The organism is Psychrobacter sp. Sarcosine-3u-12 (assembly GCF_002836005.1).
Taxonomy (GTDB): Bacteria; Pseudomonadota; Gammaproteobacteria; order Pseudomonadales; family Moraxellaceae; genus Psychrobacter; species Psychrobacter okhotskensis.
On sequence record NZ_PJBY01000110.1, the window covers coordinates 1 to 26739 of the forward strand.

The following is a 26739-nucleotide window of genomic DNA, read 5'->3' on the forward strand; positions in this document are numbered from 1 at the left end:
GAATGATTCTAGTTAATTAATTGGTCTCTCTATGAATAAAGAGTCATAAACTGGCTACTGATATAAATTTTTTGTAGCATCGAAACTGCGCAGACACAGCGAGCAAGGAAAATTTATACCAGTGCCACGTTGTAATACTTGTACTCATTTTATTTGGGACTGACTATAGGATAGCCCATGAGTGAATCAACCAGTCATAACTCGCTGTCTAACAAGCACATATGGTTGATCCCAGTGATTTGCCTGTTGGCCGGTGGCGGATTGATCGGAATTTCTACCAATCTGGCCAAGGTTGCTGGGCAAATTGGCTTATCGCCGCTCGCCTTTCTTTTTTGGTCGATTACTGGTGCAGCGCTCCTATTATTGGTCGTAACGATTGTGCTACGTGACTTGCCGCCGCTGACGCTACGTAGCTTAGAATATTATTCGGTCGCTGCCCTTGTCAGTGTCGCAGGCTCCAACCTGATTTTCTTTTCCGCCATTCCACAAGTTGGTGCAGGCTTCGTGGCCTTAATGATCGCTTTGCCCCCACTGCTCACATATCTTGGTGCGTTATTTATGCGTATGGAGAGATTTAATATCGTGCGCGCCCTTGGCGTAGCAGCAGCACTAGGCGGTGTCGGTGTCTTAGCCATCCGTAAGTTTTCGGCCCCTGATGCTAGTATTTTTTGGATTTTACTCGCGCTTTGTGGCCCTGTTTTGCTAGCGATTGGTAATATCTATCGCACCTTGCGCTGGCCAGACGCAGCTTCTCCCAGCTCGTTGGCGCCTGGCATGCTCATTGTCGCCGCTATCTTATTAGGTCTGGTCGGTATATTGCCAAACTTCTCGCTTACGGTGCCAACGGACGCATTACTGCCGCTAGGTTTGATTGTGCTACAAGCCTTTATCTTCGCTGGGCAGTTTTTACTGCTGTTTTTATTACAAAAAACAGGCGGTCCTGTGCTATTGAGTTTATTGGGGTCAGTCGGCGCCATCGTTGGTGTGCCAGTGGCTATTTTTCTGCAAGGAGAAAGTCCACCAGAAGGTCTGTTATTAGGCGCTTCATTAATAGCCATTGGCGTGGTATTGGTCACATGGGGCGGCATAAAAATGACCGTGATTCCAGATAATACGCATTACGAGCTATGACGATAGAGATATTATGATTGGTTGAGTAATAAAATCGCTGTTTATTGTGGTGCCTCCATCTGAAAATCATATTTATTGATGACAAAAAAACGCCATTAACTTAAGTTATTGGCGTTTTTAAAATATAAGCACTCTACTGCATAGAGCTTATATTAGACAACGGTCACGTGCAGGCGTGCATCAACATTACCACGCGTGGCATTGGAATATGGGCAGACTTGATGGGCCGCTTCAATCAACGTTTGCGCTTGTGCTTCGTCGATACCAGACACTTCAATGTATAAATCTATATCTAAGTTATAGCTGCCATCTTGCTTCATGCCAATACCAACTTGGGTAGAGGTTTTCGAAGCCGTGATCGGCAGTTTCATGTGTTGCGCCGTCAGGTTCAAGGCACTATCAAAACAGGCCGCGTAGCCCATCGCAAAAAGCTGCTCTGGATTAACACCCTCTTTGTCTTGCTCTTGAAAAGAGACCAAGTCAAAGCCTAGTGAACCATCATCTAAGCCTGTATGTCCAGAACGACCACCGGTTGCTGTTGCGCGAGTTTTGTAAAAAATTTTCATGATATATTCCTTGTTTGATGTTATTAGAAGTCATGCTTGTTTTGTTTCAATGGAGTTATTATAGGCACTCTCAGCTTAAAGTGTTAGAATAGTCCTCCAAAATTCTTGCCTAATCCTATAAATAATTATATGATTAAGCTATTCATTACATCAAACGCATACCATAAAAAACATCAAGCCGAGAAACACCAAACTTATAAACTTTCAATCAACACCCCTTTATCTAAGATAACTATTATGCAGCCAACAACGATTGTGCAACTACTTAACATACTGCCCAAGAATCAAACCATCGAGTCTGCTATTGCTGGTTTATTTTTTTACTGTGCAGATAGACCCAATAGAACCGTCAGCTATATTCAAGAGCCTAGTATTTGTATTGTGTTGCAAGGTGAGCGAGAGATCTATTTAGGAAATGATTGCCAAAGATTTGATAATAGTAATTTGATGTTTTGTCCCGTAAATATTCCTCTGAGTATGCATGTCAAACACGCCTCAGTAGACAATCCTGTCATTGTGCTGTCTATGAAGTTAGACCTTGCTATGATTAGAGAAATATTGGCCCAGATACCGCCCGCACGAAATACAGAAGAAAAGCATCTGGGTATAAAATGGCATCTGGATAACACCCTACTCGCCGCTTTTGAGAGACTCATCAACTTGCTCGATTATCCAAACGATATCGAATTTTTATCTAAATTAATTCAACAAGAAATCTACTACCGACTGCTCTCAGCACAGCAAGGCAATAAATTGCGGCAGCTCGTCGTCAATGGCAGTCATACGCATCGTATCAGCCAAGCGACGGATTGGCTCAAAGCGCATTTGAGTGAACCCGTCATCATCGAAGAGCTGGCCAGTAAATGTGGTATGAGTATCTCAGGGTTTCATCAGCATTTTAAAGAAATTACCCAGTTAAGTCCGCTGCAATACCAAAAAAGCCTACGCTTGATGGCAGCGAGGCAGCTTATTCAACGTGGTGAATCACAAGTTTCGCAAGTCGCCATGCAGGTAGGATATGAAAGCCCCAGTCAATTTAGCCGTGAATACAAGCGTTTGTTTGGAGTCAGTCCGAGCAGTGAGCTTAATTAATAACTGACGCACCTTGAGCGCTATAAAGGGTGTAGATTCATTATCTTAACCTTAACCATTATCATAATTATATAAGGAAATATCGTGCAAGAATTACGACGTTTTGAGGATTATTTATATAAGAGACCTAAGCCCACAGGTATCGACGTTGTCTGCGGATTAAAACATTTTTCTATTATCACGTATGCAGTGCCAGTACACAGATTCGAGGGAATATTTCCTGACAGGTTCAAGCTCGATACGGTCATGATAGACGGCGAAGAAAAAGGCTTGATCTCTATTGTACCCTTTATCGATGTTGATTTTACCTCTGCGGTTTATCCTTTTCCAACATTCACCATGGGACAGACCAACTATCGTATCTATATCATAGATAAAAAGACTGGTGAGCGCTGCGTATGGTTTTTGGGCACCACTTTAGATTCTTGGACATTAGCAGTACCAAGGTACTTATGGAGTTTGCCTTGGCATAGCGCTAAAATGACTTTTGATTGTCAATTTGATGACGCAACTGGCAAGTATGTAAAGTATTCGGTAAACGCTGAGTCAGAATGGGCAGCGGCGTCGGTATCGCTTGCGCAAAATACAGAGGATGATTTTTCGTTCCCAGGCTTCCCTGATACAGAATCGGCGCTTATTTATTTGACCCATCCGCTGGCAGGATTTTATCATCGCCGTGATGGTAAGCTTGGTACTTACCGGGTCTGGCATAAAAGACTTGAGGTACAGCCAGCCTCTTTGATTTCTGCCAATTTCAAGCTGTTATCAGACTTAGGCATTGTCACTCTTTCAGAGCAAAATACCCCCTATAGTGTACTTATTCAGCCTTTAAATAGGTTTACTATCTATTTACCGCCAAAAGTGATTGGTTGACCCGTTCGCTATCTGTCTGATGTATACATTATGAAATAACACTCAGGCTTTGATAACTTTTTTCTTCTAGATCAGTGTAGCTTTTGACTTCATTTTATTATTTTACGTATTCACGTCAAGGAGCCGCTTGGACGACTCAACTTCTCAATCGAATCACTCATGAAATATCCTAATCAAAAAAATAACAGTTGACTTGACCTGTATATTCATAATATAACATATATGGAGTATTTATGCATTTAGGATTATCAAAACACCGTTATTTCTAGGTTAATCACAAGCATATTTCGTGAGGAGCTACTATGATTCGTTTAAGCTACACTCTCAAATGCTGGGCCTTAAGCATTGTCTTTTACTCGGTCTTTTACTTTGCCGTATTAATGACAGATCCTGATTTTGGTAAATATAACTATATGTTAGCGCTAAGCACATTGCTATTTCCCATTTCCAAGCGGGCAATTGACGTATTGAGTGACTCGTTAAGGCTCGATTTCGATATGTTCGATGGCTTCTTATCCCCCTTACTCATCAATATTACGATATGGCTGTTTACACCTTTTATCGTCTTTTTAACCTTCATTGCTTTCTTGGCTTATAGCATGGGTGTGGTAAAAGGAAATCTAAATAATTAAAACTAATGTCTAAGGCAACCTAATGCTAGCTTGAATGCTTTATTCTAGTTTTTTTTAAACAAACGGTATTGGCTTGAATATTAGAGTTCACGTAGGGTTCACTAAGTTCACTGATAAGAAATAGATCTGATAAAATTAGTGCGTAGAACGCAACCTACTCAAACTACGTACACATTCTACGAACCGTTATTTGCATTTGATACTTACCTAGATGACCATATTTACCCATAGAGCCAATCTTCCCAACGACGCAAGTTTCAAAATGTTTGTAATAGCCTTTTTGATTTATACTTTTCGAATCTTTTATTAATAACTGCTTTGGATCTGACACATAGTAAGTAATGCCATTAGAGACAAACTCATGAACCTCAAAGCTTCTTTTAAAACTGCCCCGTAACTGCACCTCTTTTTCTACGCTTGTTGGCGCGAATGCCTTCGCATTTTTATTATTACTGGCCTGTGTTTCATTACAGCCCGTACTCATAAATATAGTTGATGCAAATCCTAATATTATCAATCTACCTTTAATCATTATTTTTTATCCTGCTCAAACACCTACGTTAATGTATTGAATAAAGTCCAAGAAACTCTGGTGTAAAAGAATAATAGCCCTTTAATTTAATCAAATATTATCGACTAGATTAAAGGGCTATATCAGGCAATTGTCATATATTGTCAATTAGCAAGTTTTAAAACTCAAATCGAGCCTTAACTCACCTTATCCCACATCTTGCTTAGACGCTTCGGTGATACCGCCATACGGGTTTTCATCGGCTGGGCGAATAGCTGGATTCGATATTCCTCGACCATCCAGCGGTACTCGCTGATAGACTCATTGTTGGCGCGACCTGACAGTCGCTCCATATGCAAATCTAGCGCATAGACACCGTCGAGGTCGGCATCTAAGTTGTGCTCAAGGCGCTCAATGCGAACCTCCAGCGCCTCTAGATAGCGCGGATACTGCTGCCAATGACTGTAATCCATGCGATAGACGAAGTTAGCCAATTGCAAATCTTCCAACTGATCTTCAATGTCTTCGATAGATTCACCAAATATCTCTCGATCGAGCATGAGCAAACTCTGACGGATACGCTGCCAGCGGGTATAAACATTTTTAAGGGTTTTTATGACCGCTTGACCAGTCAATAAGAAGTTGCTCAACACAACTTCGAGGGTCTGCTGATACTCTTCAGGCGTGAACGGTAACTCTTCGCTTAGGCCAACCGCGATATCATCAGCGCTCTCTGGCAAGGCGTCACTATGGTTAAACAAGACATAGTGCTCTTCGAGCGTCGCATCTAGTGTCGCATCGATAACGATAGTTTTTAGGGCGTCCATATCGCCAAGGGGCGCAAATGCCAGTTTGAATATTTTATCGATTTGACTGGTCAGTTGTTTTCTCTTAGCGCCAAGCTTGCCTTTGATTAAAGTCAAAACGCCGATACGATGCGCCTGCAATGCAGCGTTTACATCGGTATATTGATGAATCGATACTGCCTCGCCGGCCTCGTCAGCGACCAAGGCGGCAAACTGTTTCATCACCACGCCTGCGCTATGATGGTTTTTGCTAAAGGCAAAGTGCTCAGGGAATTCGGTATGCGTGCCTTGCTGCTCATTCACGGCTTGTCTGGTTTCACTAGCATGGCGAATTTGTAGCGTTTGTAGGTCGCGACCTTTTTCGATAATACGGTTTTTGTCATCGACCACACAGATTTGCGGCTGCAAATAACGATCGATACTAGAGGGATTAAAATTGTCTGCTGTCACCGACATAATGCCGCGACGATTTAAGGCTTGGCAAAGCTGCTTAAGTAAGCCTTGACCACCAGCGGGCTGCAATTCATCAAACAAGCTATCAGCGGTGTCAGGAATTGGTACGATTTGACGGCGGATATCTTTGGGTAATGACTTAAGTAATTGCAATACCAACTCAAAACGCCAACCAGGTACGCCCCATAACAGCTCGATAGCATCTAGCTGCGGTAGCGCAACGAGTGGCACGCGAATCGTCACTCCATCGTCATCGCTCGCCGGATCGAAGACATAACGTAGCGGCAGCTTTAAATCACCCAACTGCCACACTTCAGGAAAGTCACCTGTGGTCGGTGCTTGACTATTGAGCACGTCATCATCGGTGAAGAATAGATGCTTGGTATCAGTTTTTTCAACCTCAGCCCGCCAGTCTTCAAAGGCCTTGCGACTGGCGACATGCTCAGGGATTTTTTTGTCGTAGAACTGGTATAGCGTCTCTTCATCGACGAGTAAGTCACGACGGCGCAGCTTGTCTTCGATACGCTCAACATGAGCGATTTTGTCCATGTTATGCTGCAAGAATGGCGCTTGGCGACCTAAGTTACCCGTGACCAAACCATCGCGGATAAAGATTTCTCGTGACTCAACCAGATTGACTTGCTCGTAATTGGTCAGCTGCTTACTGATAATAATCAAACCAAATAAGCTGATCTGCGCGTAAGCTTTGACACGCCCCGTCTTTTTCGACCAATGCGGCTCAAAGTAGTGATATTTTAATAAATCACCTGCCGCTGAGATAATCCATTCTGGTTCAATTTTGGCAACGGTACGCATAAAGACTTGCGACGTTTCTACGACTTCAAACGCCATGACCCAAGGTGGTATCTGTTTAAATACCGTACTCGCTGGGAAGATTTTAGCTTTTTGCTGGCGCGCGGCTAGATATTCACCACGATTTTCAGTCTTGTGGGCGATGGTAGACAACAGACCTGTTAATAATGCTCGATGTAAATTGGCATACTTAACCGCTTTGATTTCTTCATCATCAATCGCCGTTGGATCGTTAGTCACGTTTTCTAACGTATCCGTAGTTTTTGCCTCTTTAACATCCGTAAGCTTGAGGTCGGTGACCATTTGCACCAACTGGCGATGGGTCTGACTCCATTCACGCACCCGCGGAAAGCTCAGATAGTTTTTCTTCGTGAATTGCTTGCGTTGATTACCAGAGAGCTTGTTGCCGTCTTCATCGGTTTCAAACAAAGCTTTCCACAGGCTTAGATAAAATAAGAAATCTGAGTCATCTTGGCGAAATTCTGCATGCTTCTGATCCGCTTGTTGACGCTTATTGGCAGGGCGCTCGCGAGGATCTTGTACAGCAAGCGCGGCAACCACGATAAGCATCTCTCGAATACAGTCAAAATCGCTACCGGCAACTAGCATACGTGCTAGCCTTGGATCGATTGGCATACGTGCCATCTTTTGACCAGTAGGCGTCAGGCTTAGATGATCGAGACCTTTTTTTGCTTTTGGCTTGTTGGTTTGAGTAGAGACAACTGCTTCGTTTTTAGCGGTGATCGCCCCTAGCTCATCAAGCAATTTATGACCGTCAGTAACCAAGCGGCTATCGGGTGGCTCAATAAACTCAAAATCATCAACGCTACCTAGACGCAGATTCGCCATCTGTAAAATAACCGACGCCAAGTTGGTACGCAGAATCTCAGGTTCCGTAAACTCAGGACGACCAGTAAAGTCCTCTTCACTATAAAGACGAATACAAACACCCGGCGCGACACGGCCACAACGACCTTTACGCTGATTGGCAGCGGCTTGTGAAATCGCCTCAATCGGGAGACGCTGTACACGTGAGCGATATGAATAGCGTGAAATCCTTGCAAACCCTAAATCAATCACGTAACGAATACCCGGTACGGTCAACGCAGTCTCAGCAACGTTGGTCGCGATAACAATACGCCGACCTCGACCTGATGGCTGAAAAATACGTTGCTGCTCTTCATATGTCTGCCGTGCAAATAATGGCAACACTTCGGTGTGCTTGGGTCCATGACGCTCTAGCACTTCTTGTAGTTCACGAATCTCGGCTTCGGTCGCGGCAAATATCAAGATATCTGCCTGATCAGCATGACCTTTGCTTTGTGCATCACCAAAGCATTCTTCTACCGCAGCCACGACCGCCCGCGGCAGGTTCTCTTCAAAATCATCGTAGCTGTCATCATCTGAGCTAGTAACCGGCTCATCAGTCAGTGGACGATAGCGAACTTCGACGGGAAAGCTGCGCCCTTCGACATTAAAAATCGGGGCTGGTACGTTACGTTTTAGTTTATTATCATAACGGCTAAAATATTCGCTAAAGCGCTTGGTGTCGAGCGTTGCAGAAGTGATAATGACTTTTAAATCAGGGCGCCTAGGCAATAGCTTTTTCAGATAACCCATAATAAAGTCAATATTTAAGCTACGCTCATGCGCCTCATCAATGATGATGGTGTCATATTTACTTAAAAATCGATCATGCCCTAATTCAGCCAGCAAGATACCATCCGTCATGAGCTTCACGACCGATTGCGCCGTACCCTGCTCATTGAAGCGAATCTTAAAGCTGACGGTATTACCTAGCTGCTCACCCAATTCTTCCGCAATTCGATTCGATACACTGCGTGCCGCCAGTCTTCGCGGTTGGGTATGCCCTATTTGCCCAGTAATACCGCGACCTGCCAACATCGCCAGCTTTGGCAGTTGCGTGGTCTTACCCGAACCCGTTTCACCCGCTACGATAATGACTTGATTATCAATAATGGCTTGTATCAAATCCTCTGCACGCTGACTCACAGGCAAATCAAGGTTTAACTTAGCTGGCAAATCCTGAGGAATACTATTGATACGCGCTTGCACCGCTTGCTGCGAGCGGGTTTTTATTTTGTCATATTGCGCGCGTTTTTTGGCAAGGATATCGTCTGCTTTATCGTTTTTCTCGTTCGCATTGTTGTTCGATTTCTTATTCTTAGCAACAGCAGCCCGCCCCAGCTCGCGTTCTAGACGACTGAGATAATAGCTGTCCTTTGCCAGTACGGGTAAGTCAGCGGCAACTTTAGCGTGCGAAGATGTGTTATCAGTGTGTAGCGTAAGATTTGAGTCATCATTATTTGGGTTAACAGCTTTACTTGATTCATTGCTTGGCTGATTGGGGCTAAAGGCACTGGCGTTTCGTTCATTGGCGGTGTTTTCAGTAGGCATTTCTGAGACATTTTTAGAAGTATTGGGCATATTTACTTAGGCTATTTATTATTTGGAAGTGGTTAGATTATGGGGGTAATTTGGGCATGATTCAAGACGGTTATAGTGCTTGGTTTGCACATTGAAATCTTTTATCAGTTTTGAGAGCCCTAGCTTTGATGGCATTGATAATGTAATAGCTATTTTGACGCCCTGGTTAAGCCATCAAGCACGCCCTAAAACTAATGAAAACGGCCTAAAAAGTAAAATTAAGCGTTACTGGTATGAATGAGCTGTCGACTAGTCGCAGCTCCCGTAAAAAAGGTCTGCAAATTTTGCAGTGGCACCCTAGGAAAAGGTAGGTGTAGCGAGAGTATTAACTTTTCAAACCCTACCATCTCATCAGCCAATGCTTGAGCAATATCAGGTTGAATCTGCGGATTGTCATAAAGATTATCAATCAACCATGTCAACTGTGGAAAACTGCCATTATCATGAATCTGATATAGGGCGGGTACTAGCTCATCAGAGATTTGGCAGCGCGTTTTGCGAATTATGCCGTTCTTAAAGTACATATTTAAAGCCATATTATGTCAACTTCCTTAAATTCTTAATACTGAGGTAACCGACGTACTCTTTATCATCATCGGTATTTACAAGTTCATGACTATCATGAGCAATAGGTTCAATTAAAATCTGTAGGTTTGAGATAAGATCATTAACGTTATAAATATCATCGATATCCACCGCGAATTTATCATCAATGTGCGACGCGGCATCGAAAGGTGAATCTTTATCTTTGAAAGTAAACTCTCTATAAAATGCACTCTGTTTGGCTTTTTTGATAGCATCGGCTTGAGTGGCAGCAACGATAAGTAGTTTGTAATGAAACTCTTCAAAACTGCCCTGCTGATAGCCGCCTAAATTGATAAAAAATAGTTCTAGACCATTATTATCATCACTAGTTGCTGATTCGACTAACTTTATCGAGTGATTACCGATCTTAGTAATAGCGCGATACGAGTCGATGTGCCATTTATTTTTGACTTCAGGCCAATGGTGATTAATATCGTCTATCAACTCGCTCACCTGATTGGCCACGCCAAAAAACATGTCATGCTGCTCAATCAAACGACCTTTTGGGCGACCACCAAGTTGCACCATAAATAGTGTTGGCATCTTACACAGTCCTTATTAAATATATAAAATCCATCGTTAGTCTACTCAATGTTATCAGCTTGGTCTAAAGGCAGTTTGACCATTCCTATAGTTATAACACCCGCCCTGTCCTTAGCGCAAACGCCCAATCTTCACGACCGTTCATTGCAGCCAATTTGGCCGCAGCTTCATAATCGTAAGGCACTTTGATATGCTCAACTTGCCAGCTTGTATCTTGCTTAGTACTTTGTATAGTACCTTGCTCAGCACCAACGCATTTTTTAATAAGTGCGTAACTAGCATGGGGCGAATAGGTTTGCATTTTATGCGCGATAGGCAAATTATCTTCATAGGCTGGATAACCAACGCTACCTGTATTGACTATCGTTTGCCCTGTCGATAGCGTAACGGTACGTGGGATATGAGTATGACCACAGATGATAACGGCACTCTCAATACTGTTAAGCAATGTCAGAATATCTGCGTCATCACGTACTATCGGCTGCCCTGTTTCGATATTCTCGAGCATATATACCATGTCATCGGTTGGTGACCCGTGGCATAGATATACATCTTCACTGACATGATAATCAAACGGCAAAGCTTGCATCCATTCAACCGCTGCTTTAGGTAAGTCTTCAAGGATAAAAGCCATGGTTGCGTTATCAGCAATATCCGCCGCTGTCGCTTCATAAATCTGTCTATCCTGATTACCTCGAATCGTAATGATATCGTTCTGATGCGCCATGAGAAGCGCATAGGTATCTTTAGGGGCAATAGGTCCGTATAAAATATCACCCAGATTGACAATTTGATCGATATCGCGACGTTTGATATCAGCCAACACAGCTTCAAGCGCGAAGACGTTGCTATGAATGTCGGAAACAGCGGCTATTGTCGTTATTCGTTTGTTTTTTGGATTATTCATCTATTTGTTCACCAACCAAAAACTGCTGTACTACTTTAACCGTCGCTACGGAATCCTCTTCGTGTGGTACATGTCCCAAATTATCAAATACCTTTAACTGGCTATTAGCGATATCTCGATGAAACCGTTTGGCGTTTTCTACTGGGATTAGGTCGTCTTGCGCACCCCATAAGATGAGGGTTGGTAAATCCAATTGTTTGATTTGTGCTTGATTTGCCGTGTTATCCATCTCCAGCAAGCGGCGGTTTAGCGCCAGACGGTTGCCTTGACGCAAAGTCAAATCGTAATAACGATCCACTAAAGCCTCATCGACTTTGCTGTCGTCCGCGTAGACGCTTAAGATACTTTTTTTCACAACATCACGCGGTAGCACACGGCTAAGCAGTGGAGTCAATATGGGGTATTTCGCCAGTTTAAAACCAATAGGCACCTGTTTTGGCGTTGCAGGGTAGCCAACTGCATCGATCAATATGAGTTTATTAACCCGCTCAGGATATAATGCCGCAGTACGCCACGCGATTTTACCACCCAGCGAGTTGCCTGTTAACGTCACGCGACCCACTTCTAAATGATCAAGCACATCAATGACAAACTTAGCATAATTAGCACTGTCATACTGAGTGGATTCATCGGTATAAGGGCCGGTCAAGCCAAACCCCGGCAGATCCATGCTGATGACACAATAGTCATCACTTAACTCACGTGTCCAGCCCTGCCACGTATGCAAATTTGCTGAAGTGCCATGTAGTAATACGATAGTTTTAGAGCTCTCAATGGTTTTAACACTATTAAGATCAGATTCTATCTCATTTTCTACGGCATTTTTGCTCGGATAGGCTGTGCATCTTGGCGATTTGATCACATGCGCCTGCATCCCTTGCACGTCTATAAACTCACTATTGGGCAGTTGCCAGCGCTCTAGGTCGGCGACGCTTCTGTCGGCCGCCCAATAAAGTGCGATTAAAGCTATCAATAAAACAAGTAGCCCCAAAACAATAAAGACCATGATTTTCGTTAGACGTTTTGCCATTTTTATTAAATCCGTTTAATGAGATGACGTTATTGATTATGTTATACAGTCATTAAACCTAAAAGGAAACAAAAAACCCGATGCTTGAGAGTAACTCAAACATCGGGTTTAATGGTTTTATAGTCAGATTATTATAAGGCTAAATTAAGAAAAAATACGCCCACAGCCCTACTACAAAGGTGGCGATGATATTGAGAATGATACCAGTACGTATCATCTCTGACTGCTTGATAAGCCCCGTACCAAATACAATCGCGTTTGGTGGTGTGGCGACAGGAAGCATGAAGGCACAAGAGGCTCCAATACCGATGACCAATACCAACACTTCATGGGGCAAACCCATCTGCTCAGCAATAGCAGCGAATACCGGCACTAATAACGCGGCAGAGGCAGTATTAGACGCGAACTCTGTTAAGAAGATAATAAATGCCGATACCGCAATCATTACGATAATAAGTGGTGCCGAAGACAACGCATTGGCCACGGTCTCGCCCAGCACTAAGGAGGCGCCAGAAACTTTCAAAATTGTTGATAGTGCGATACCACCACCGAACAACATGAGCACACCCCAATCAGTATTGTCAGAGACTTGCTTCCACGATACAAGTCCCAAGCTCACTACCGCTGCTGCTGCAGACAATGCAATGACCGCATCGGTATCGGTGATATCAAGTGCCGCACCGATTTTTTTGGAGAATATCCAACTGAGTGCTGTCACGATAAAGACAATAATCGTCACTACCCGAGGCTTATTCCACTCAATAGGTTCCTCTTCGACAAGGACGACCGTACGATTAAGATTGGGTTTCAGGAACAAATACATCGCCCCCAGTAATAGTGGCAATAGCACTAACATCATTGGAATACCGAATTTCATCCAATCGATAAACGCAATATCAAGCGCTTTTGCCGCGATGGCGTTAGGCGGTGAACCAACAATCGTACCCAGACCACCCAAACTGGCAGAGTAAGCGATACCCAATAATACAAACACAAACGTACCGCGATCTTTTTCGCGGTCAACCTGCGTCAGGATACCGAGCGCAAGAGGTAGCATCATCGCAGCTGTGGCAGTGTTCGATATCCACATCGACAAAAATGCAGTGGCCCCAAATATTAAAAATACAGCCGTGCCAAGCTTGCCACCTGACATGGATAGAATTTTTAGCGCAATTTTTTTGTCCAATTGCTGTACATGCAAGGCGGCAGCCAAAGCAAAACCACCAAAAAACAAGTAAATCGTTGGGTTAGCAAAACTCTGCAAGCCGATTTCGGCATCGAATTCTGGAATACCAATTAGCGCGCCAACCACCACCACTAATAGTGCAGTAATGGTCACATGTAGTGCTTCTGTCAGCCATAGCACGCCGATGAAGAACAGCATGGCCAAGCCTTTATTGGCATTGATATCGAACGGCAATACATTATAAATAACCATACTGACAATGGCAGCAATGATGACCACTATCAGCCCTTTGCCTGTACCCTTTGGAAAGGTGTCGGTAAATAAATACTCATTGCCATCATCAGGAAGATGGCTGTCTAACTTTTGCTCTGACATAACATATCCTTATTGTCCTCAAAGACGTTGAAAAAACTAAAATATAAAGATAACTTTTAATCATAATTGCTAACAGCAATTTATTTCGAAACCTATTCTCTGCTATTGTAAATGACATTGAACAGAAATCATCAGCATCCCAGTGATACCTCGTTACACATCGTCACTAAACAAGCCTACACCGTACCTGTACAACAAGGTAGCTCTATCTCATACTTACTATGTGAAATAAAACCAAACGCCCATAAATATTGCATATAGCTATTTTTATTGGCAGTTAACAAAAACAAACAGGAGCACGTTATGACAGACCCAAACAAAACGGATGCAACCACGAAGATGGCACCGAAGGATATCAATCAAGATGGTCTAGATAAAAAAGACCAACAACGTACTGATGACTCTGCCTTAGATATGATGCAAGGTATGCACGAACATGAAGATCACAATCCAGAAGAAGATAAATAGTTCGGTTCGGTATAAAAAGCCATAAAATATAGTCTAAAAGCGCCTATCTTGCTGATGAGCGCTTTTTTGCTTGTGGTGGTCTCTGTTCTGGCAAATGATCTGAGGCATAGTTATAGACAAATGCCGCCGTTAGCACGATAGTGATCGGTACAAACAATGCGCCATAGCCAATTTTGGCATATAAAAACGCACCCACTACCCCGCCACCGCAAAAGCAATACCAAATAATCGCCTGAAAGCCCAATGTCGGCCTACTGATTGAGCGTCCTGCTAGCCAATTACCGATAGCAGCACCCATGTCTGACGTTAGACCCGTTAGATGAGTAGTACGAATGACTGCGCCGCTATAGGTCGCCACCATAGCATTCTGTAATCCGCACGCCATGGCAGCGGCCAATTGTCCTAGATAATCATGCTGCTGATACAACCAATAACTGAGCAATAATAACGCCGCTTCAATATAAAGCGCAGTGCCATAGCGCCGTCCTAACTTCAATGAGGTTTGCCCAATGACAAAACCACTCAATACTGCCCCCGCCAAAAATGATAACAACGACGCGCCAATATATAGAATACTGACAGCATCAAAATGAGCAATAGCGGCAGCAAATAGGCTCACATTGCCAGTGACATGCGACACGGATAAATTGGTAAATCCCATTAATGCTGCCGTATTGAGGCAGCCCGCACTAAAGGCAAGTACAGCACCGCCCCACAATATCCACCTTGGTAATTTGGTTATCATATCTAGCACCTAAAGGCTTGTTACCAAAAAGCCCGTAGTATAACCAAAAAAGACAGCCGGTTGGCTGCCTTCTCTGTCACTACTATGATTGCACTAAAGGTTTATCATGATCAATGGGTTTTATAATTTTCAAAGATTAGGGCATATTGAATATTCAACACACCCTGATAAAACACAATAAATGCCCATTAAGACCTTTTAAACAATTACTTCTGTGGCTCATCAAGCATCATTAATTGCTCACTGATCGCAACAGTATTAAAACCAGCGTCAACGAACATAATCTCACCAGTGATACCTGAAGCCCAAGGCGACAGTAAAAATAAAGCCGCATTTCCCACTTCTGTTTGGCTGACATTACGCTGTAGCGGTGCAATTTTTTCGCTAATATCCAGCATTTTACGGAAAGACTTAATACCACTGGCAGCAAGCGTGCGGATAGGACCTGCAGAAATAGCATTGACGCGGATACCTTCGCCGCCCATAGAGGTCGCTAGATAGCGAACGCTGGCTTCAAGACTGGCTTTTGCCATACCCATGACGTTGTAATTTGGCAATACCGAAATACTACCTTCATAAGTCAAGGTCAGCATTGAGCCGTGACGCATGGCCAAAAGCTCTCGTGCTGCTTTGGCTAGCGCGACGAAACTATAGCTGGAGATATCATGCGCAATATGGCTGCCTTCACGCGTTGTGGCGCTAACAAAATCACCATCGAGTTGATCCATCGGGGCAAAGCCGATCGCATGTACCACACCATCGATACCGTCGCCCCAATGTGCGGTGACTTGCTCAAAACACGCCGCGATAGACTCATCAGAAGCCACATCACACTCTAATACCAAGTCTGCTTCGAACTTCTCCGCAGCCATATCAACGCGTTTTTTAATCTTATCATTAGGATAGGTTAAGATGAGTGACGCGCCTTCGCGGTGCAACGCCTCTGCGATAGCCCAAGCAATAGAGAGTTTGCTGGCGATGCCAGTGACGACGAACCGTTGTCCTTGCATTAGCATAATATTTCCTTTTGAGTCGATCAACGTTATTTATTTAGTTTGTTTTAATAGGATAATAACCATGAATAAAAAAGATAGATATAAAGATGACTTATTATACACGAAATAATTTAAGTATACAGTCGTAAACTATTTTGAGTGTTCAACGAGTGACTATATTGATTAAACACTTAACTACTGCCACAGCGGTATGAAGTTGAGCAGATTTCAAGTATAATCACAGCCCTCCCAGCTTGCACAATTTTTATAAAAATCCTTTATAACCGTTGTTTATAAACAAGGATTTAGCGTTAAGCTACACCCACATTTTGGATGGCTGCCAAACTTATGAGTAACACCCCTATCGTCTCCTCAGATTATCAAGAAAGCGTTGTATCCTATCGTCAACTGATTGAATCAACTGGCGAAGACTTAGATCGTCCTGGATTGCTAGATACGCCTATTCGAGCGGCGAAAGCATTTGCTCATTTAACCCAAGGCTATCATCAAAGCTTGGATGAAGTGGTCAATGACGCGGTATTCCCGTCGACCAATCGCGAATTGGTTTTAGTACAAAATATTGAGTTTTATTCGTTATGTGAGCATCATATGCTCCCCTTTCATGGGGTGGCACATATCGGTTATCTGCCAAACGGACAAGTCTTAGGGCTGTCAAAGTTTGCGCGTATCGTCGATATGTTTGCTCGCCGTTTGCAGATTCAAGAAAACCTGAGTGAGCAAGTGGCACAGACCATCATGGATGTAACGGGCTGCCGTGGTGTAGCTGTGGTAATGGATGCATCACATATGTGTATGATGATGCGCGGTGTCAATAAGCAGCATTCGACCACACGCAGCACAGCAATGCTTGGTGAATATGTGCATGATAACCAAGCACGCAACGAGTTTTTAAATGCCGTACCTAAGCGTCAACCGGCATTTTAAAATGGTATTCTATAGTGAGTGAAAAGTAATATCGACACATCACGCACTGCTGCTATCAATCTTCTTGCTTGCTGTGCCTGCGTAGACAGAGGCTACAAAAAAACGATAGCAGCAATACCGTCGCGTTTTTAGGATGTTTTGACTATAGAACAAAAAAAGGACACTCATCAAGTGTCCTTTTTTTATGCAATTCAGATATGTTTAAAACAGAGATACTGTGCCGTGTTGAGCAAATCCTAACTCACTGATTTTACGGCATCAATCCAGTTGCCATAACCTGCTTCTTCCATCTTCGCTAATGGAATAAAACGCATTGCGGCTGAATTCATGCAATAGCGTTTGCCCGTTGGCGCTGGACCATCATCAAATACGTGACCCACGTGCGAATCAGCGTAGCGGCTGCGGATTTCGGTACGGGTTGAAAAAATACCACGATCTTCTTTTTCGACGACCACGTCGGCACTCAACGGACGGATGAAGCTAGGCCAGCCTGTACCAGACTTGAATTGGTCACGAGAAGAATATAGCGGCTCGCCCGATATCACATCGACGTAAAGCCCCGGCGCTTTATTGTCCCAATAAGCATTATCAAAGGCGCGCTCGGTACCTTCTTTTTGAGTAACTTTATATTGAATGTCACTCAGCGACTTTTTCAGTGTTTCCTGTGTTGGCTTCACAAAGGTTTTTGGGTTGAAGCCCGTGCTTGCTTTAGTTGTTGCTGCTTCATTTGAGGCCGCCGGTTTAGAGCTGGCCGCAGCCGGTTTAAACTGGTTAAAATCTAGCTCATAGTCTTTGCCATAGACGCTTTCGATAAATTGATAGCGACCAGAGTTGAAGGTATAGGCCTTATAGCGTAGTGGGTTCTTTTTATAATAATCCTGATGATACTCTTCTGCTGGATAAAAAGTGCTCGCAGGTACAATCTCAATCACCACTGGCTTGGCATATACCCCAGAGTCCTGCAATGATTGCTTGGCAGCTTCTGCTATCTGTTTTTCTTGCGCATTGTTATAAAAAATAGCGGGGCGATATTGCGTACCTCGGTCCACATACTGACCTTTATTATCGGTGGGATCAGCAATGCGCCATAACGCCTGTACGATACCGTTGTAGGTAATCTGTGTAGGGTCATAATATACTTGCGCCGCTTCCGTATGACCCGTGCCACCTGCTGATACTTGTTTATAGGTTGGGTTTTCGACATTACCACCTGTATAGCCAGACACCACTTCTATGACCCCAGGGATTTTCTCATAGCCTGCTTCCACGCACCAAAAACACCCACCAGCGACCGTTGCTACTGCCAGTCCTGGAGTCGTCGGCGCATAAGGATTGGCAGCATTTACATCCTTCACAGCGGTGTTGGTTTCGGTAGAAGCACAACCTGCGTACAACGCACTGCTTGCCACGATCACTAATCCGATAATTCTAGACGGCAATATACGATTCATAACTATTTCCTAAAAGGATTTTCATGTAACTATAGTGACCCCTTGGTGTCACCACAATATTCCTATATTGTTATATATATACAACGAGTTCAGTTATTTTTAATAAAAAAAGCCTGTTATCCTATGATAATAAGCTTTTTTAGTTTATGGCGACATGATTAAATAGATAAAATAATCTATGCTGCTATGCTGCATTGTCACTATTTTTATCTTTACCAGCAAGAGCTTCACTTTCTTGCATAATCTTGGTCAAGATTTCCTTGATACCAGACGCTGGCATATAAGTCGGCACTGCATAGGTATCACTGACTTCTTTAGCAGCGGCTTTAGCGATACTGTCAAAGTCACTGGTTTTCATACCTTTGACGGTTGGATCAATATTTAAGCTTTTGATCAGCTCTCGTACTTGGGCGATTAAGTCATCTGCTATCTGACCATTGCTACTGCTCGCTTGCTCGTGCTTGACCATGCCCGTTTTTCTTGCCAATGTTGCCAGTCGTTTTTCACTCGCTTTACGATTTAAGTCCAATACATAAGGCAAGACGATGGCATTCGCACGACCATGAGGAATACTATAATACGCGCCTAATTGATGAGCGATAGCATGAACATAACCTAGACCAGCTTTATTAAAGGCAATACCACCGTAGTGAGCCGCAATACCCATCGCTTCACGGGCTTTTAAATCACCACCATCTTTATAAGCTATCGGTAGATATTTCATGACAGACTTAACAGCGGAAGCTGCATAGTAGTCAGTCTCTACGCTTGCGTTCACGCTCATCCACGCCTCTAGTGCATGGGTCAATACATCAATACCGGTATCGGCTGTGATATGCGCAGGCATGCCTTTCATAATGACCGGATCGATGGCCGCTGCTAATGGCACCATTCTTGGATCAATAGATAAGGCCTTTTGATGGGTTTCATCGTCTGACACTACCGCACCAAGCGTTGCCTCTGAGCCCGTACCAGCAGTAGTAGGAATACAATATAGCGGCGTAGAAGGTTTTCTGGCTTTTAGAATTCCAATAAGTTGTCTAGGTTTACAATTATTGCCCTGCGACATTGCAATCATCTTAGCCGCGTCGATGACTGAACCGCCGCCGATAGCCAGTATAGAGTCGCACTTAGCATCGATAGATTTGCGCAGGCCTTCTTCTATGACCTTAAAAGTAGGGTCTGGTGTCACACCATCATAGAGCTGATAGCGGATGTTTTTACTATCTAGATAGTCGGTCACTTTGGCAGGTATACCAAGCTTATTCAATACGGCATCAGTGACGATAAATACATTGCTACTACCTTCGTTAATGAGCATATCACATAACTCATCACAGGCAGTCTCACCAACGAATAGCATCGGTCTTCTGATAGGCACTACGTAAGAAAAGGCTTTTAATACTTTGGCACGCGTCTTGGCAACTGCCAAATAACCAACATGCTGTAATGGATTGTTATTTACTAACTTAGAAAGACTGCTTTGTTTTTTGCTGGGCATAAAAAATCCTTTTTTAATAATGCTTTTAATAGCAGTTATAACTGTGTTGATTCCACCAACTAGGGCGTGTCTCAATTCAAACAATAGTCATCTAAATGGACTAAAAGTGGTTAAATTTCGCTAAACAGCGTTAAATAACCCGTTAATATATCGATATTATCTGCTCTATTTTCCTTGTTTAACTACGATTTATCTCATTTTTAGCACCATTTTTAAAATGAGAACATGCCTTGGGAGCGAAGCCAAACAGGTAAATATAAAAGTAAAATATATATATCGATAGAGTGGACTAGTGTTCAAATTTATTGTACCACTACATTTTTTAGGATGTCGTAATTATTATGAACTGCTATGTTCTGATTTTTTAGAGGTTTTTATCAAATCGTCAAATAGCAGCAGTATTAATAAATAAGTCAGCCTTAAACATATTCTTTGACCAGCCAATGCTTATTGTCTTGCCCAAAATACCAAATCATCAACACAGGTGCCAAGATACTCAGCCAAATGCCATAGGTGATGGGCAATCCTTGCGTGACCGCTGTATAGCTCAGTCCAATGATGGTCAGTGCAAGGAGCATTGCAATAACATTATGGCTCGATCTACGGCACATCAATTCTCTTAATATAGTCAGCGTCAATAAAAATACCACCAACATGCTCATTAACATGCCCATTGCATAAGGTTCTGAAATGACTTTTTGGACGCTATCACCATTCTCACCGGCGACAGATTCGGTAACCAAATTCAGCATACTGCCCAAACCTGCTAAGGCAGCAAAGATAAAAAAGTGCCCATAACCAAATAAAAACAAATCATGACGTCGGCGCTCTTTATTTAAAATGGTATCAAAGGGCACGATAAAATACAGCCACCATAAAGAAAACACGAGAGCGACTAAGCTTGAGCCGAGTAACAGGATGCTACTCGCAGCAGAGGTAGAGTTGACCAAAAAATATTGAATACTGTTACTAACCCCTACCACACCCTCGCCCAATACGATAATGGTCAAGAGTCCATAACGCTCAGCAATGTGTCCAGGGTGCCAGTTATCAAACTGCTCTGAACGTGCCCATACTGGCATGAGTAGTTCTGCTGCTATGAACAGAAACAAGGCGGGCGTTTGTAACGCGGATCGTAAAAACAACCAGATAATCCACAACGCCTGTAAAGTTAACAGACCGACCATACTGCGCCCAGCGACTTTTTTATGACCTGGAACTTGTCGATAGACACGCCACCATTGACTACAGCTTGCTAGCCGCATGATGGCATAACCCGTCACCCCAATCCAAGTCAGCCCTTGCTCATAAAACTGATGAATGTTGGCGGCTATCATGAGAGAGCCAAACATCTGAAACATGACTGAGATGCGATAAAACCAGTCGTCAGGGTCATAGCCTGACGCAAACCACGTAAAGCTGGTCCACGCATTCCACAAGATAAAAAATGCCACAGTAAAGGTCAAAAAACCTGAAAAATCGTGCTCACTCAAGCGATTATAAAAACCATTGGCAGCGGCGGCGACAGCAATGACATAAACCAAGTCAAATAGCAGCTCAAGCGTGGTTGAGGGACGATTTGACTCGCTGATATCTCGGGCTTGGATAGGTTTTATTTTGAGCCTGCCGATCATGTAGAGTGTTCCACTTATTTCAAAATTAGTGCAGCTACATGATTATGTAATTACGTAGCTATTCATTTCTGACTGTTGATCTTTTAATAGGGTCTGTTGAACATTCAAATATTAGGACTGCTGATCGCTAAAATCGTCCCAAACCTTTTATCAAATCAGGCGTAAACCGATGATAATGTCGAGACCTTAGCTAGGTTTACAACAACGTTTGGGGTGGTTTTAGCATCAGCCTTTTAGGGCAGTAGCTATTTTTTGCCAATACATGGCGAAATTGTCTAACCTAGAATGACTAGGCATCAAAAATTTCACTGCGCATTGTCTAAAAAATAGCTACTGCCAGTGCCACATTTGAATGTTCAACAGACCCTAGGCTAAATCATGCTTGCCTGTAATAACTGCTGAGCATACGGGTGCTGTGGATTATTAAACACATTTTCGCTACGACCAGACTCAATACACATGCCGTCTTTCAGCACCACAATATGCTGACATAACGCGCGTACTACCTTTAAGTCATGGCTAATAAAGACGTAACTGACTTGCAGTTTTTGTTGAATCTCTCGTAGCAAGCTAACCACAGTGACCTGCGTGGTGCTATCAAGCGCAGAGGTTGGCTCATCCAATATCAACAGACTGGGCTGCATAATGAGTGCGCGCGCAAGGGCCACCCGTTGACGCTGACCGCCTGATAACTCATGCGGATAACGCTGCGCAAACGCTAACGGTAAATGCACGGTCGCCAGACTGTCCATCACCGCCTGCTGGCGTTCTACTTTATCGACCCCTTGCACCAATAATCCTTCTTCGACGATTTGCATGACAGTCATACGCGGATTGATACTGGCAAAGGGGTCTTGAAACACCATTTGAATCTGCGAGCGGAAGGTGCGCAGTTCACGTTTGGACAATGCTGTAATGTCTTGTCCATTGATCATTATTTGACCACTGATATGTGCTTGATTGCTAAGCAATTGACTTAGCGCAAGGGCAATGGTGGTCTTTCCAGAGCCTGACTCACCGACGATGCCTAATGCCTGCCCTTTTTGTAGGGTTATATCGACATCTTTTACCGCATCAAACCAGCGTTTAGTACCGCCAAACAAGCTTTTTTCTACAGGAAACTGTACTTGTAATTTGCTGACATTCAATACGATTGGTAACTGACTTTCATCATCCAATAAACTGAGCGCTTGTCCGAAATCTTGCTTGATAAGCGAGCGCGTATAGTCGGCTTTAGGCTCGCTGAATACCGCTGTAGTTTGCCCTTGCTCAATCGTCTGCCCTTGGCGCATAACGATGACATCATCACTGTAGCGCCTGACCAAATTGAGATCATGGCTGATTAATACCATCGCCATATTGTGCTGACATTTAAGATTATCTAATAAGGCAAGGATTTCATGTTGCAAAGTCACATCAAGCGCGGTGGTTGGTTCATCAGCGATTAAGATATCGGGCTGCTGCGCTAATGCCATGGCAATCATGACTCTCTGACGCTGACCACCAGACAGCTCATGTGGATAGCGATTCAGCTTATCAGCAGGATTGGTGATGTTGACATCGTCTAGTAAGGCAATACTTTTTTCACGCCATTGTTTTTTGGCTACGCCGCTGAGACGCAAGGATTCTGCAATTTGTTTGCCTACCGTATGCAGTGGATTGAGCGCCGTCATCGGCTCTTGAAACACCATACCAATACGCTGCCCGCGCACAGATTGCAGTGCTGCATTACGTGCCCTATCATTAGTGACCGGCAATGTAGCTATTCCTGTTGCATCTGCTAACTGCACCTCACCGCTAACCGTCAAATTGTCTGGTAACAAACCTAATAACGCTAGGCTAGCAATCGACTTACCAGAGCCTGACTCCCCAACGATGGCCAAAGTTTGTCCTTGCCTTAGCTCGTACGATAGCTTATCTACCAGAGCAACGCCTGCATTAGTCATGATACTAAGCTTATCTACTGCTAGCATGAGCTTGTTTTGGGCATTGCTATTATTTTCGTTTGAAAGTTTATTTTTTTCAGCAATAGTTGTCGTATTAGCGGTTATCATCTTAGCAGTTGTCATATTAAGAGCGCCTCGGATCAAAGGCATCACGTAGCGCTTCGCCAACGAAGATGAGCAATGATAAAATAAAGGTTAAGCTAAAGAACCCTGATAGCGCGAGCCAAGGTGCATCAAGGTTATTTTTGCCTTGTACCATTAGCTCGCCAAGCGACGGTGATCCGGGTGGCAGACCATACCCTAAGAAATCTAATGCCGTCAAAGCAATAATATTGGCTGTTAAAATAAAAGGCAGCTGTGACAAGCTTGATGCTAAGGCATTAGGCAAGATATGTCTTAGCATGATCTGGCTGTCTGACACCCCAAGATTACGAGCAGCACGGACATAATCAAAGTTACGCGCACGCAAAAACTCTGCCCGCACCAAACCGACCAGCCCCATCCAGCCAAACAACAGCATCATAGCAAATAGCATGGTGATACTGGGGCTAAATAAGCTGACTAAAATAATAATCATAAATAGCTGCGGCATACCGCCCCATACCTCCATGAAGCGCTGCCCTGCCAAATCTACCCAGCCACCGTAATACCCTTGTATCGCACCAACGATAATACCAATAAGCGCGCCTGCTAGCGTCAGTGCCAGACCGAACAGCAACGATACCCGCATGCCGTAAAGTATCCGCGCCAGCACATCACGACCCAAATCATCTGTCCCAAGCCAGTTTTGGCTATTGGGTGCGGCTGGATATGGAATCCCTAGCTCAACGTTCGGTGTCTGGTCTGCAAAGGGAATGAGCGGCATCACATAGTAACCCTGATCATTAATCAGCGTTTGCACAGCAGGATCTTTGTAATTAGTTTCAGTCTCGAACACACCGCCAAAAGTTGTTTCAGGATAGGCTTTTAATACGGGGAAATAATAGTTACTTTCATACTGCACCAGCAGCGGCTTGTCATTAGCAATCACATTGGCTGCCATACAAATGACAAATATTATCGCAAAAACAAACAGCGATATCACGCCGAGACGATTGCGGCGAAAACGATTAAGGCGTGCCTGCCAAATAGGGTTTAAGCGGCGCTTTTTCTCTAGTGGAATAGAAGAGGCAGTTGAGGGTGTTGAGGATAATGGATGACTTGACATTAGCGCCCCTCAAAATCAATACGCGGATCAATTAAGTGATAACTCAAATCACTAATTAACTGCAATAATAATCCGAGCAAAGTAAAGATAAATAGCGTACCAAATATCACGGGGTAATCACGCTGCTGAATGGCTTCGAAACCTAACAACCCCAAACCATCAAGCTTAAAGATAATTTCAATGAGAAAATTACCGGCAAAGAAAATCCCAACGATAGCCGCTGGGATACCAGCAATAATAATCAGCATGGCATTACGAAAGACATGACCGTATAACACTTGACGCTCACCCAAGCCTTTCGCGCGAGCAGTAAGCACATATTGCTTACCAAGCTCTTCTAAAAAGCTAAACTTGGTCAAATAAGTCAAGCCTGCAAAACCGCCAACGGTACTTGCTAAGAGCGGCAATGCCAGATGCCAAAAGTAATCTTTCACTTTACCAAGCGCACTTAATTGATCAAAATTCTCGGAAGTTAATCCTTGCAGTGGAAAAATGTTCCAGTAGCTACCCCCAGCAAAAAACACCAGTAATATGACAGCAAACACAAAGACAGGAATCGCATGACCGATAGCCAGTAGCATGGCAGTGGCTTTATCGATCCCTGAGCCATGATGCATGGCTTTATAAACCCCGAGTGGAATGGCGATCATATAAATCAGCAGCGTACTCCAAAGCCCTAGCGAGATCGATACGGGTAGTTTCTCTATAATCAGGTCGGTCACCGTCTGACCTTTAAAAAACGACTCACCAAAATCCAACTGGGCATAATTTTTTAGCATCAGCCAAAAACGCTCTGGTGCCGATTTATCAAAGCCATATTGAGCATTAATCGCCGCCACCATCTCCTCTGATAAACCGCGTGTCCCTTGATAAGTGCTGTTATTGCCTGCACTGCCCGCGCCAATATTACCACCAAGCACATTGTCTTTTGCGCCTTGTTCGATAAGCGCCAACTGCTGCTCGACAGGACCACCAGGCGCTGCTTGTACAATCACAAAGTTTGCGAGTAATATCAAAAAAAGCGTCGGTAATATCAGCAGTAACCTTTTCAAGATATAACGACCCATAACGACGGCTTCCTAAAATAAAGAGAGATGACAACTTAGCATTTAGAAGTTATTTTTTAGCTCACGTAATGCTGCAAATATAGTTAAAGACTTATCATCATCGATAGTGACTTTAGACTTTACCCCTGCTATCACACTCGGCTCTTGCGTCCGCAAAAACACATTTATCGCGCGCTCATGTTCTAAGGTCACAGGTAGTGTTGGAATGCCCTGTGCCGTTTTTTCTTCTGCTTGAGCCAGCGCTTGCTGCATAGCCGCATTGTCAGGCTCGATAGACAAACCAAAGCGTAAGTTGCTGGCAGTATATTCGTGGGCTGGATACAGCAGCGTATCAGCAGGCAGCTCATTTAAGCGCTTAAAGCTCTCATACAACTGCTCAATCGTGCCAGTGAATACACGCCCACAACCGCCACTAAACAAGGTGTCACCGCAAAAGCAATGCTTCTGTCCATCGATATCCAAGATATATGCTACATGACTGGCAGTATGACCTGAGATATCCCATACTTGGGCAGAGCAGCCCCAAGCACTGACCGTACTGCCGTCTTTAATAGTTTGATCTTCATCGACATTGTGCTCGGTATGCGCAACCAAATGAGTCATTGGATAAGATTCTTGTAGCTCGGCGACGCCTCCGATATGATCATGGTGATGATGTGTGGTCCAGATGGACGTCAGCTCTAAGCCGTTTTCTTCTAAATAGGCGATAACTGGCTCGGCTTGACCCGGATCAATGACAATCGCCTGCTTATTATTTTCATTAATGAGTGTCCAAATATAGTTGTCATTGAACGCTTTAATGGGGTGAATACGAATACTCATATAAAAT

The 26739-nt window shown here is 43.7% G+C and carries 23 protein-coding genes; 6 read left to right on the top strand and 17 right to left on the bottom strand.

Annotated features, from left to right (window positions below; genetic code table 11):
• The first annotated feature begins 177 nt into the window (after positions 1-177).
• Positions 178-1131: a DMT family transporter gene (locus CXF65_RS13540; RefSeq protein ID WP_101212587.1), complete on the top strand. Its 954-nt coding sequence runs from the start codon at positions 178-180 to the stop codon at positions 1129-1131.
• A 152-nt stretch (positions 1132-1283) separates the two neighbouring features.
• On the opposite strand, the gene CXF65_RS13545 is transcribed toward CXF65_RS13540, so the two are convergent.
• Positions 1284-1697 (bottom strand): organic hydroperoxide resistance protein, encoded by a 414-nt coding sequence (locus CXF65_RS13545; RefSeq protein ID WP_025650808.1) that lies wholly within the window; start codon positions 1695-1697, stop codon positions 1284-1286.
• 237 nt (positions 1698-1934) lie between these two features.
• Between CXF65_RS13545 and CXF65_RS13550 the strand changes: the two genes are divergently transcribed.
• From CXF65_RS13550 to CXF65_RS13560, 3 genes are all read left to right on the top strand, one after another.
• On the top strand, positions 1935-2789 hold the full coding sequence (locus CXF65_RS13550; protein WP_101212589.1) for an AraC family transcriptional regulator: 855 nt from the start codon (positions 1935-1937) through the stop codon (positions 2787-2789).
• 84 nt (positions 2790-2873) lie between these two features.
• The gene (locus CXF65_RS13555; RefSeq protein ID WP_101212590.1) at positions 2874-3662 is read left to right on the top strand and encodes a DUF2071 domain-containing protein; all 789 of its coding nucleotides are present in this window, start codon (positions 2874-2876) and stop codon (positions 3660-3662) included.
• A 302-nt stretch (positions 3663-3964) separates the two neighbouring features.
• A complete protein-coding gene (locus CXF65_RS13560) occupies positions 3965-4294 on the top strand; it encodes a hypothetical protein (protein ID WP_025650811.1) in 330 nt (109 codons plus the stop codon).
• A 163-nt stretch (positions 4295-4457) separates the two neighbouring features.
• Here the strand turns inward: CXF65_RS13560 and CXF65_RS13565 are convergent, their stop codons facing one another.
• The 7 genes from CXF65_RS13565 to CXF65_RS13595 all read right to left on the bottom strand — a co-directional run bounded on the left by CXF65_RS13565 (position 4458) and on the right by CXF65_RS13595 (position 13951).
• Positions 4458-4826, bottom strand: a complete 369-nt coding sequence (locus CXF65_RS13565) for a hypothetical protein (RefSeq protein ID WP_101212592.1) — start codon at positions 4824-4826, stop codon at positions 4458-4460.
• A 176-nt stretch (positions 4827-5002) separates the two neighbouring features.
• A complete protein-coding gene (gene hrpA, locus CXF65_RS13570) occupies positions 5003-9325 on the bottom strand; it encodes an ATP-dependent RNA helicase HrpA (RefSeq protein ID WP_227523279.1) in 4323 nt (1440 codons plus the stop codon).
• A 218-nt stretch (positions 9326-9543) separates the two neighbouring features.
• Positions 9544-9861 carry a hypothetical protein gene (locus tag CXF65_RS13575; protein ID WP_101212593.1) on the bottom strand — a complete coding sequence of 106 codons (318 nt, stop codon included), beginning with the start codon at positions 9859-9861 and terminating at the stop codon, positions 9544-9546.
• A gap of 1 nt (position 9862) precedes the next feature.
• Positions 9863-10453 carry a DUF1543 domain-containing protein gene (locus CXF65_RS13580; RefSeq protein ID WP_101212594.1) on the bottom strand — a complete coding sequence of 197 codons (591 nt, stop codon included), beginning with the start codon at positions 10451-10453 and terminating at the stop codon, positions 9863-9865.
• 91 nt (positions 10454-10544) lie between these two features.
• Positions 10545-11360, bottom strand: a complete 816-nt coding sequence (locus tag CXF65_RS13585) for a metallophosphoesterase family protein (protein WP_101212595.1) — start codon at positions 11358-11360, stop codon at positions 10545-10547.
• Positions 11353-12390 (bottom strand): alpha/beta fold hydrolase, encoded by a 1038-nt coding sequence (locus CXF65_RS13590; RefSeq protein ID WP_101212596.1) that lies wholly within the window; start codon positions 12388-12390, stop codon positions 11353-11355. Before CXF65_RS13590 ends, CXF65_RS13585 begins: the two co-directional genes overlap by 8 nt.
• A gap of 139 nt (positions 12391-12529) precedes the next feature.
• Entirely contained in the window at positions 12530-13951 is a 1422-nt protein-coding gene (locus CXF65_RS13595) for an SLC13 family permease (RefSeq protein ID WP_101212598.1), read from the bottom strand.
• A gap of 303 nt (positions 13952-14254) precedes the next feature.
• Here CXF65_RS13595 and CXF65_RS15060 point away from each other — a divergent pair, with 303 nt between their 5' ends.
• Positions 14255-14419, top strand: a complete 165-nt coding sequence (locus CXF65_RS15060) for a hypothetical protein (RefSeq protein WP_173239989.1) — start codon at positions 14255-14257, stop codon at positions 14417-14419.
• Positions 14420-14462: 43 nt separating this feature from the next.
• On the opposite strand, the gene CXF65_RS13600 is transcribed toward CXF65_RS15060, so the two are convergent.
• Together CXF65_RS13600 and CXF65_RS13605 are read right to left on the bottom strand one after the other, a co-directional pair.
• On the bottom strand, positions 14463-15164 hold the full coding sequence (locus CXF65_RS13600; RefSeq protein ID WP_101212599.1) for a YoaK family protein: 702 nt from the start codon (positions 15162-15164) through the stop codon (positions 14463-14465).
• Between the two features lie 206 nt (positions 15165-15370).
• Positions 15371-16180: an enoyl-ACP reductase gene (locus tag CXF65_RS13605; protein WP_101212600.1), complete on the bottom strand. Its 810-nt coding sequence runs from the start codon at positions 16178-16180 to the stop codon at positions 15371-15373.
• A 327-nt stretch (positions 16181-16507) separates the two neighbouring features.
• On the opposite strand from CXF65_RS13605, the gene folE reads away from it, so the two are divergent.
• Entirely contained in the window at positions 16508-17104 is a 597-nt protein-coding gene (gene folE / locus CXF65_RS13610) for a GTP cyclohydrolase I FolE (RefSeq protein WP_025651169.1), read from the top strand.
• Between the two features lie 236 nt (positions 17105-17340).
• Here folE and msrB read toward each other — a convergent pair whose 3' ends face one another.
• The 7 genes from msrB to gloB form a co-directional block, all read right to left on the bottom strand.
• Entirely contained in the window at positions 17341-18555 is a 1215-nt protein-coding gene (gene msrB / locus CXF65_RS13615; RefSeq protein ID WP_101212601.1) for a peptide-methionine (R)-S-oxide reductase MsrB, read from the bottom strand.
• A gap of 184 nt (positions 18556-18739) precedes the next feature.
• Positions 18740-20056, bottom strand: coding sequence for an iron-containing alcohol dehydrogenase (locus CXF65_RS13620; protein WP_101212602.1), 1317 nt, complete (start codon positions 20054-20056; stop codon positions 18740-18742).
• Between the two features lie 419 nt (positions 20057-20475).
• Positions 20476-21690 carry a low temperature requirement protein A gene (locus tag CXF65_RS13625; protein WP_101212603.1) on the bottom strand — a complete coding sequence of 405 codons (1215 nt, stop codon included), beginning with the start codon at positions 21688-21690 and terminating at the stop codon, positions 20476-20478.
• A gap of 371 nt (positions 21691-22061) precedes the next feature.
• Entirely contained in the window at positions 22062-23759 is a 1698-nt protein-coding gene (locus CXF65_RS13630) for an ABC transporter ATP-binding protein (RefSeq protein WP_101212605.1), read from the bottom strand.
• A 1-nt stretch (position 23760) separates the two neighbouring features.
• A complete protein-coding gene (locus CXF65_RS13635; RefSeq protein WP_101212606.1) occupies positions 23761-24843 on the bottom strand; it encodes an ABC transporter permease in 1083 nt (360 codons plus the stop codon).
• Complete coding sequence (gene yejB, locus CXF65_RS13640; protein WP_101212607.1) at positions 24843-25910, bottom strand: microcin C ABC transporter permease YejB; 1068 nt, start codon at positions 25908-25910, stop codon at positions 24843-24845. The genes CXF65_RS13635 and yejB overlap by 1 nt, the downstream gene beginning before the upstream one ends.
• A gap of 42 nt (positions 25911-25952) precedes the next feature.
• Positions 25953-26732: a hydroxyacylglutathione hydrolase gene (gene gloB, locus CXF65_RS13645; RefSeq protein WP_101212608.1), complete on the bottom strand. Its 780-nt coding sequence runs from the start codon at positions 26730-26732 to the stop codon at positions 25953-25955.
• Between the last annotated feature and the right edge of the window lie 7 nt (positions 26733-26739).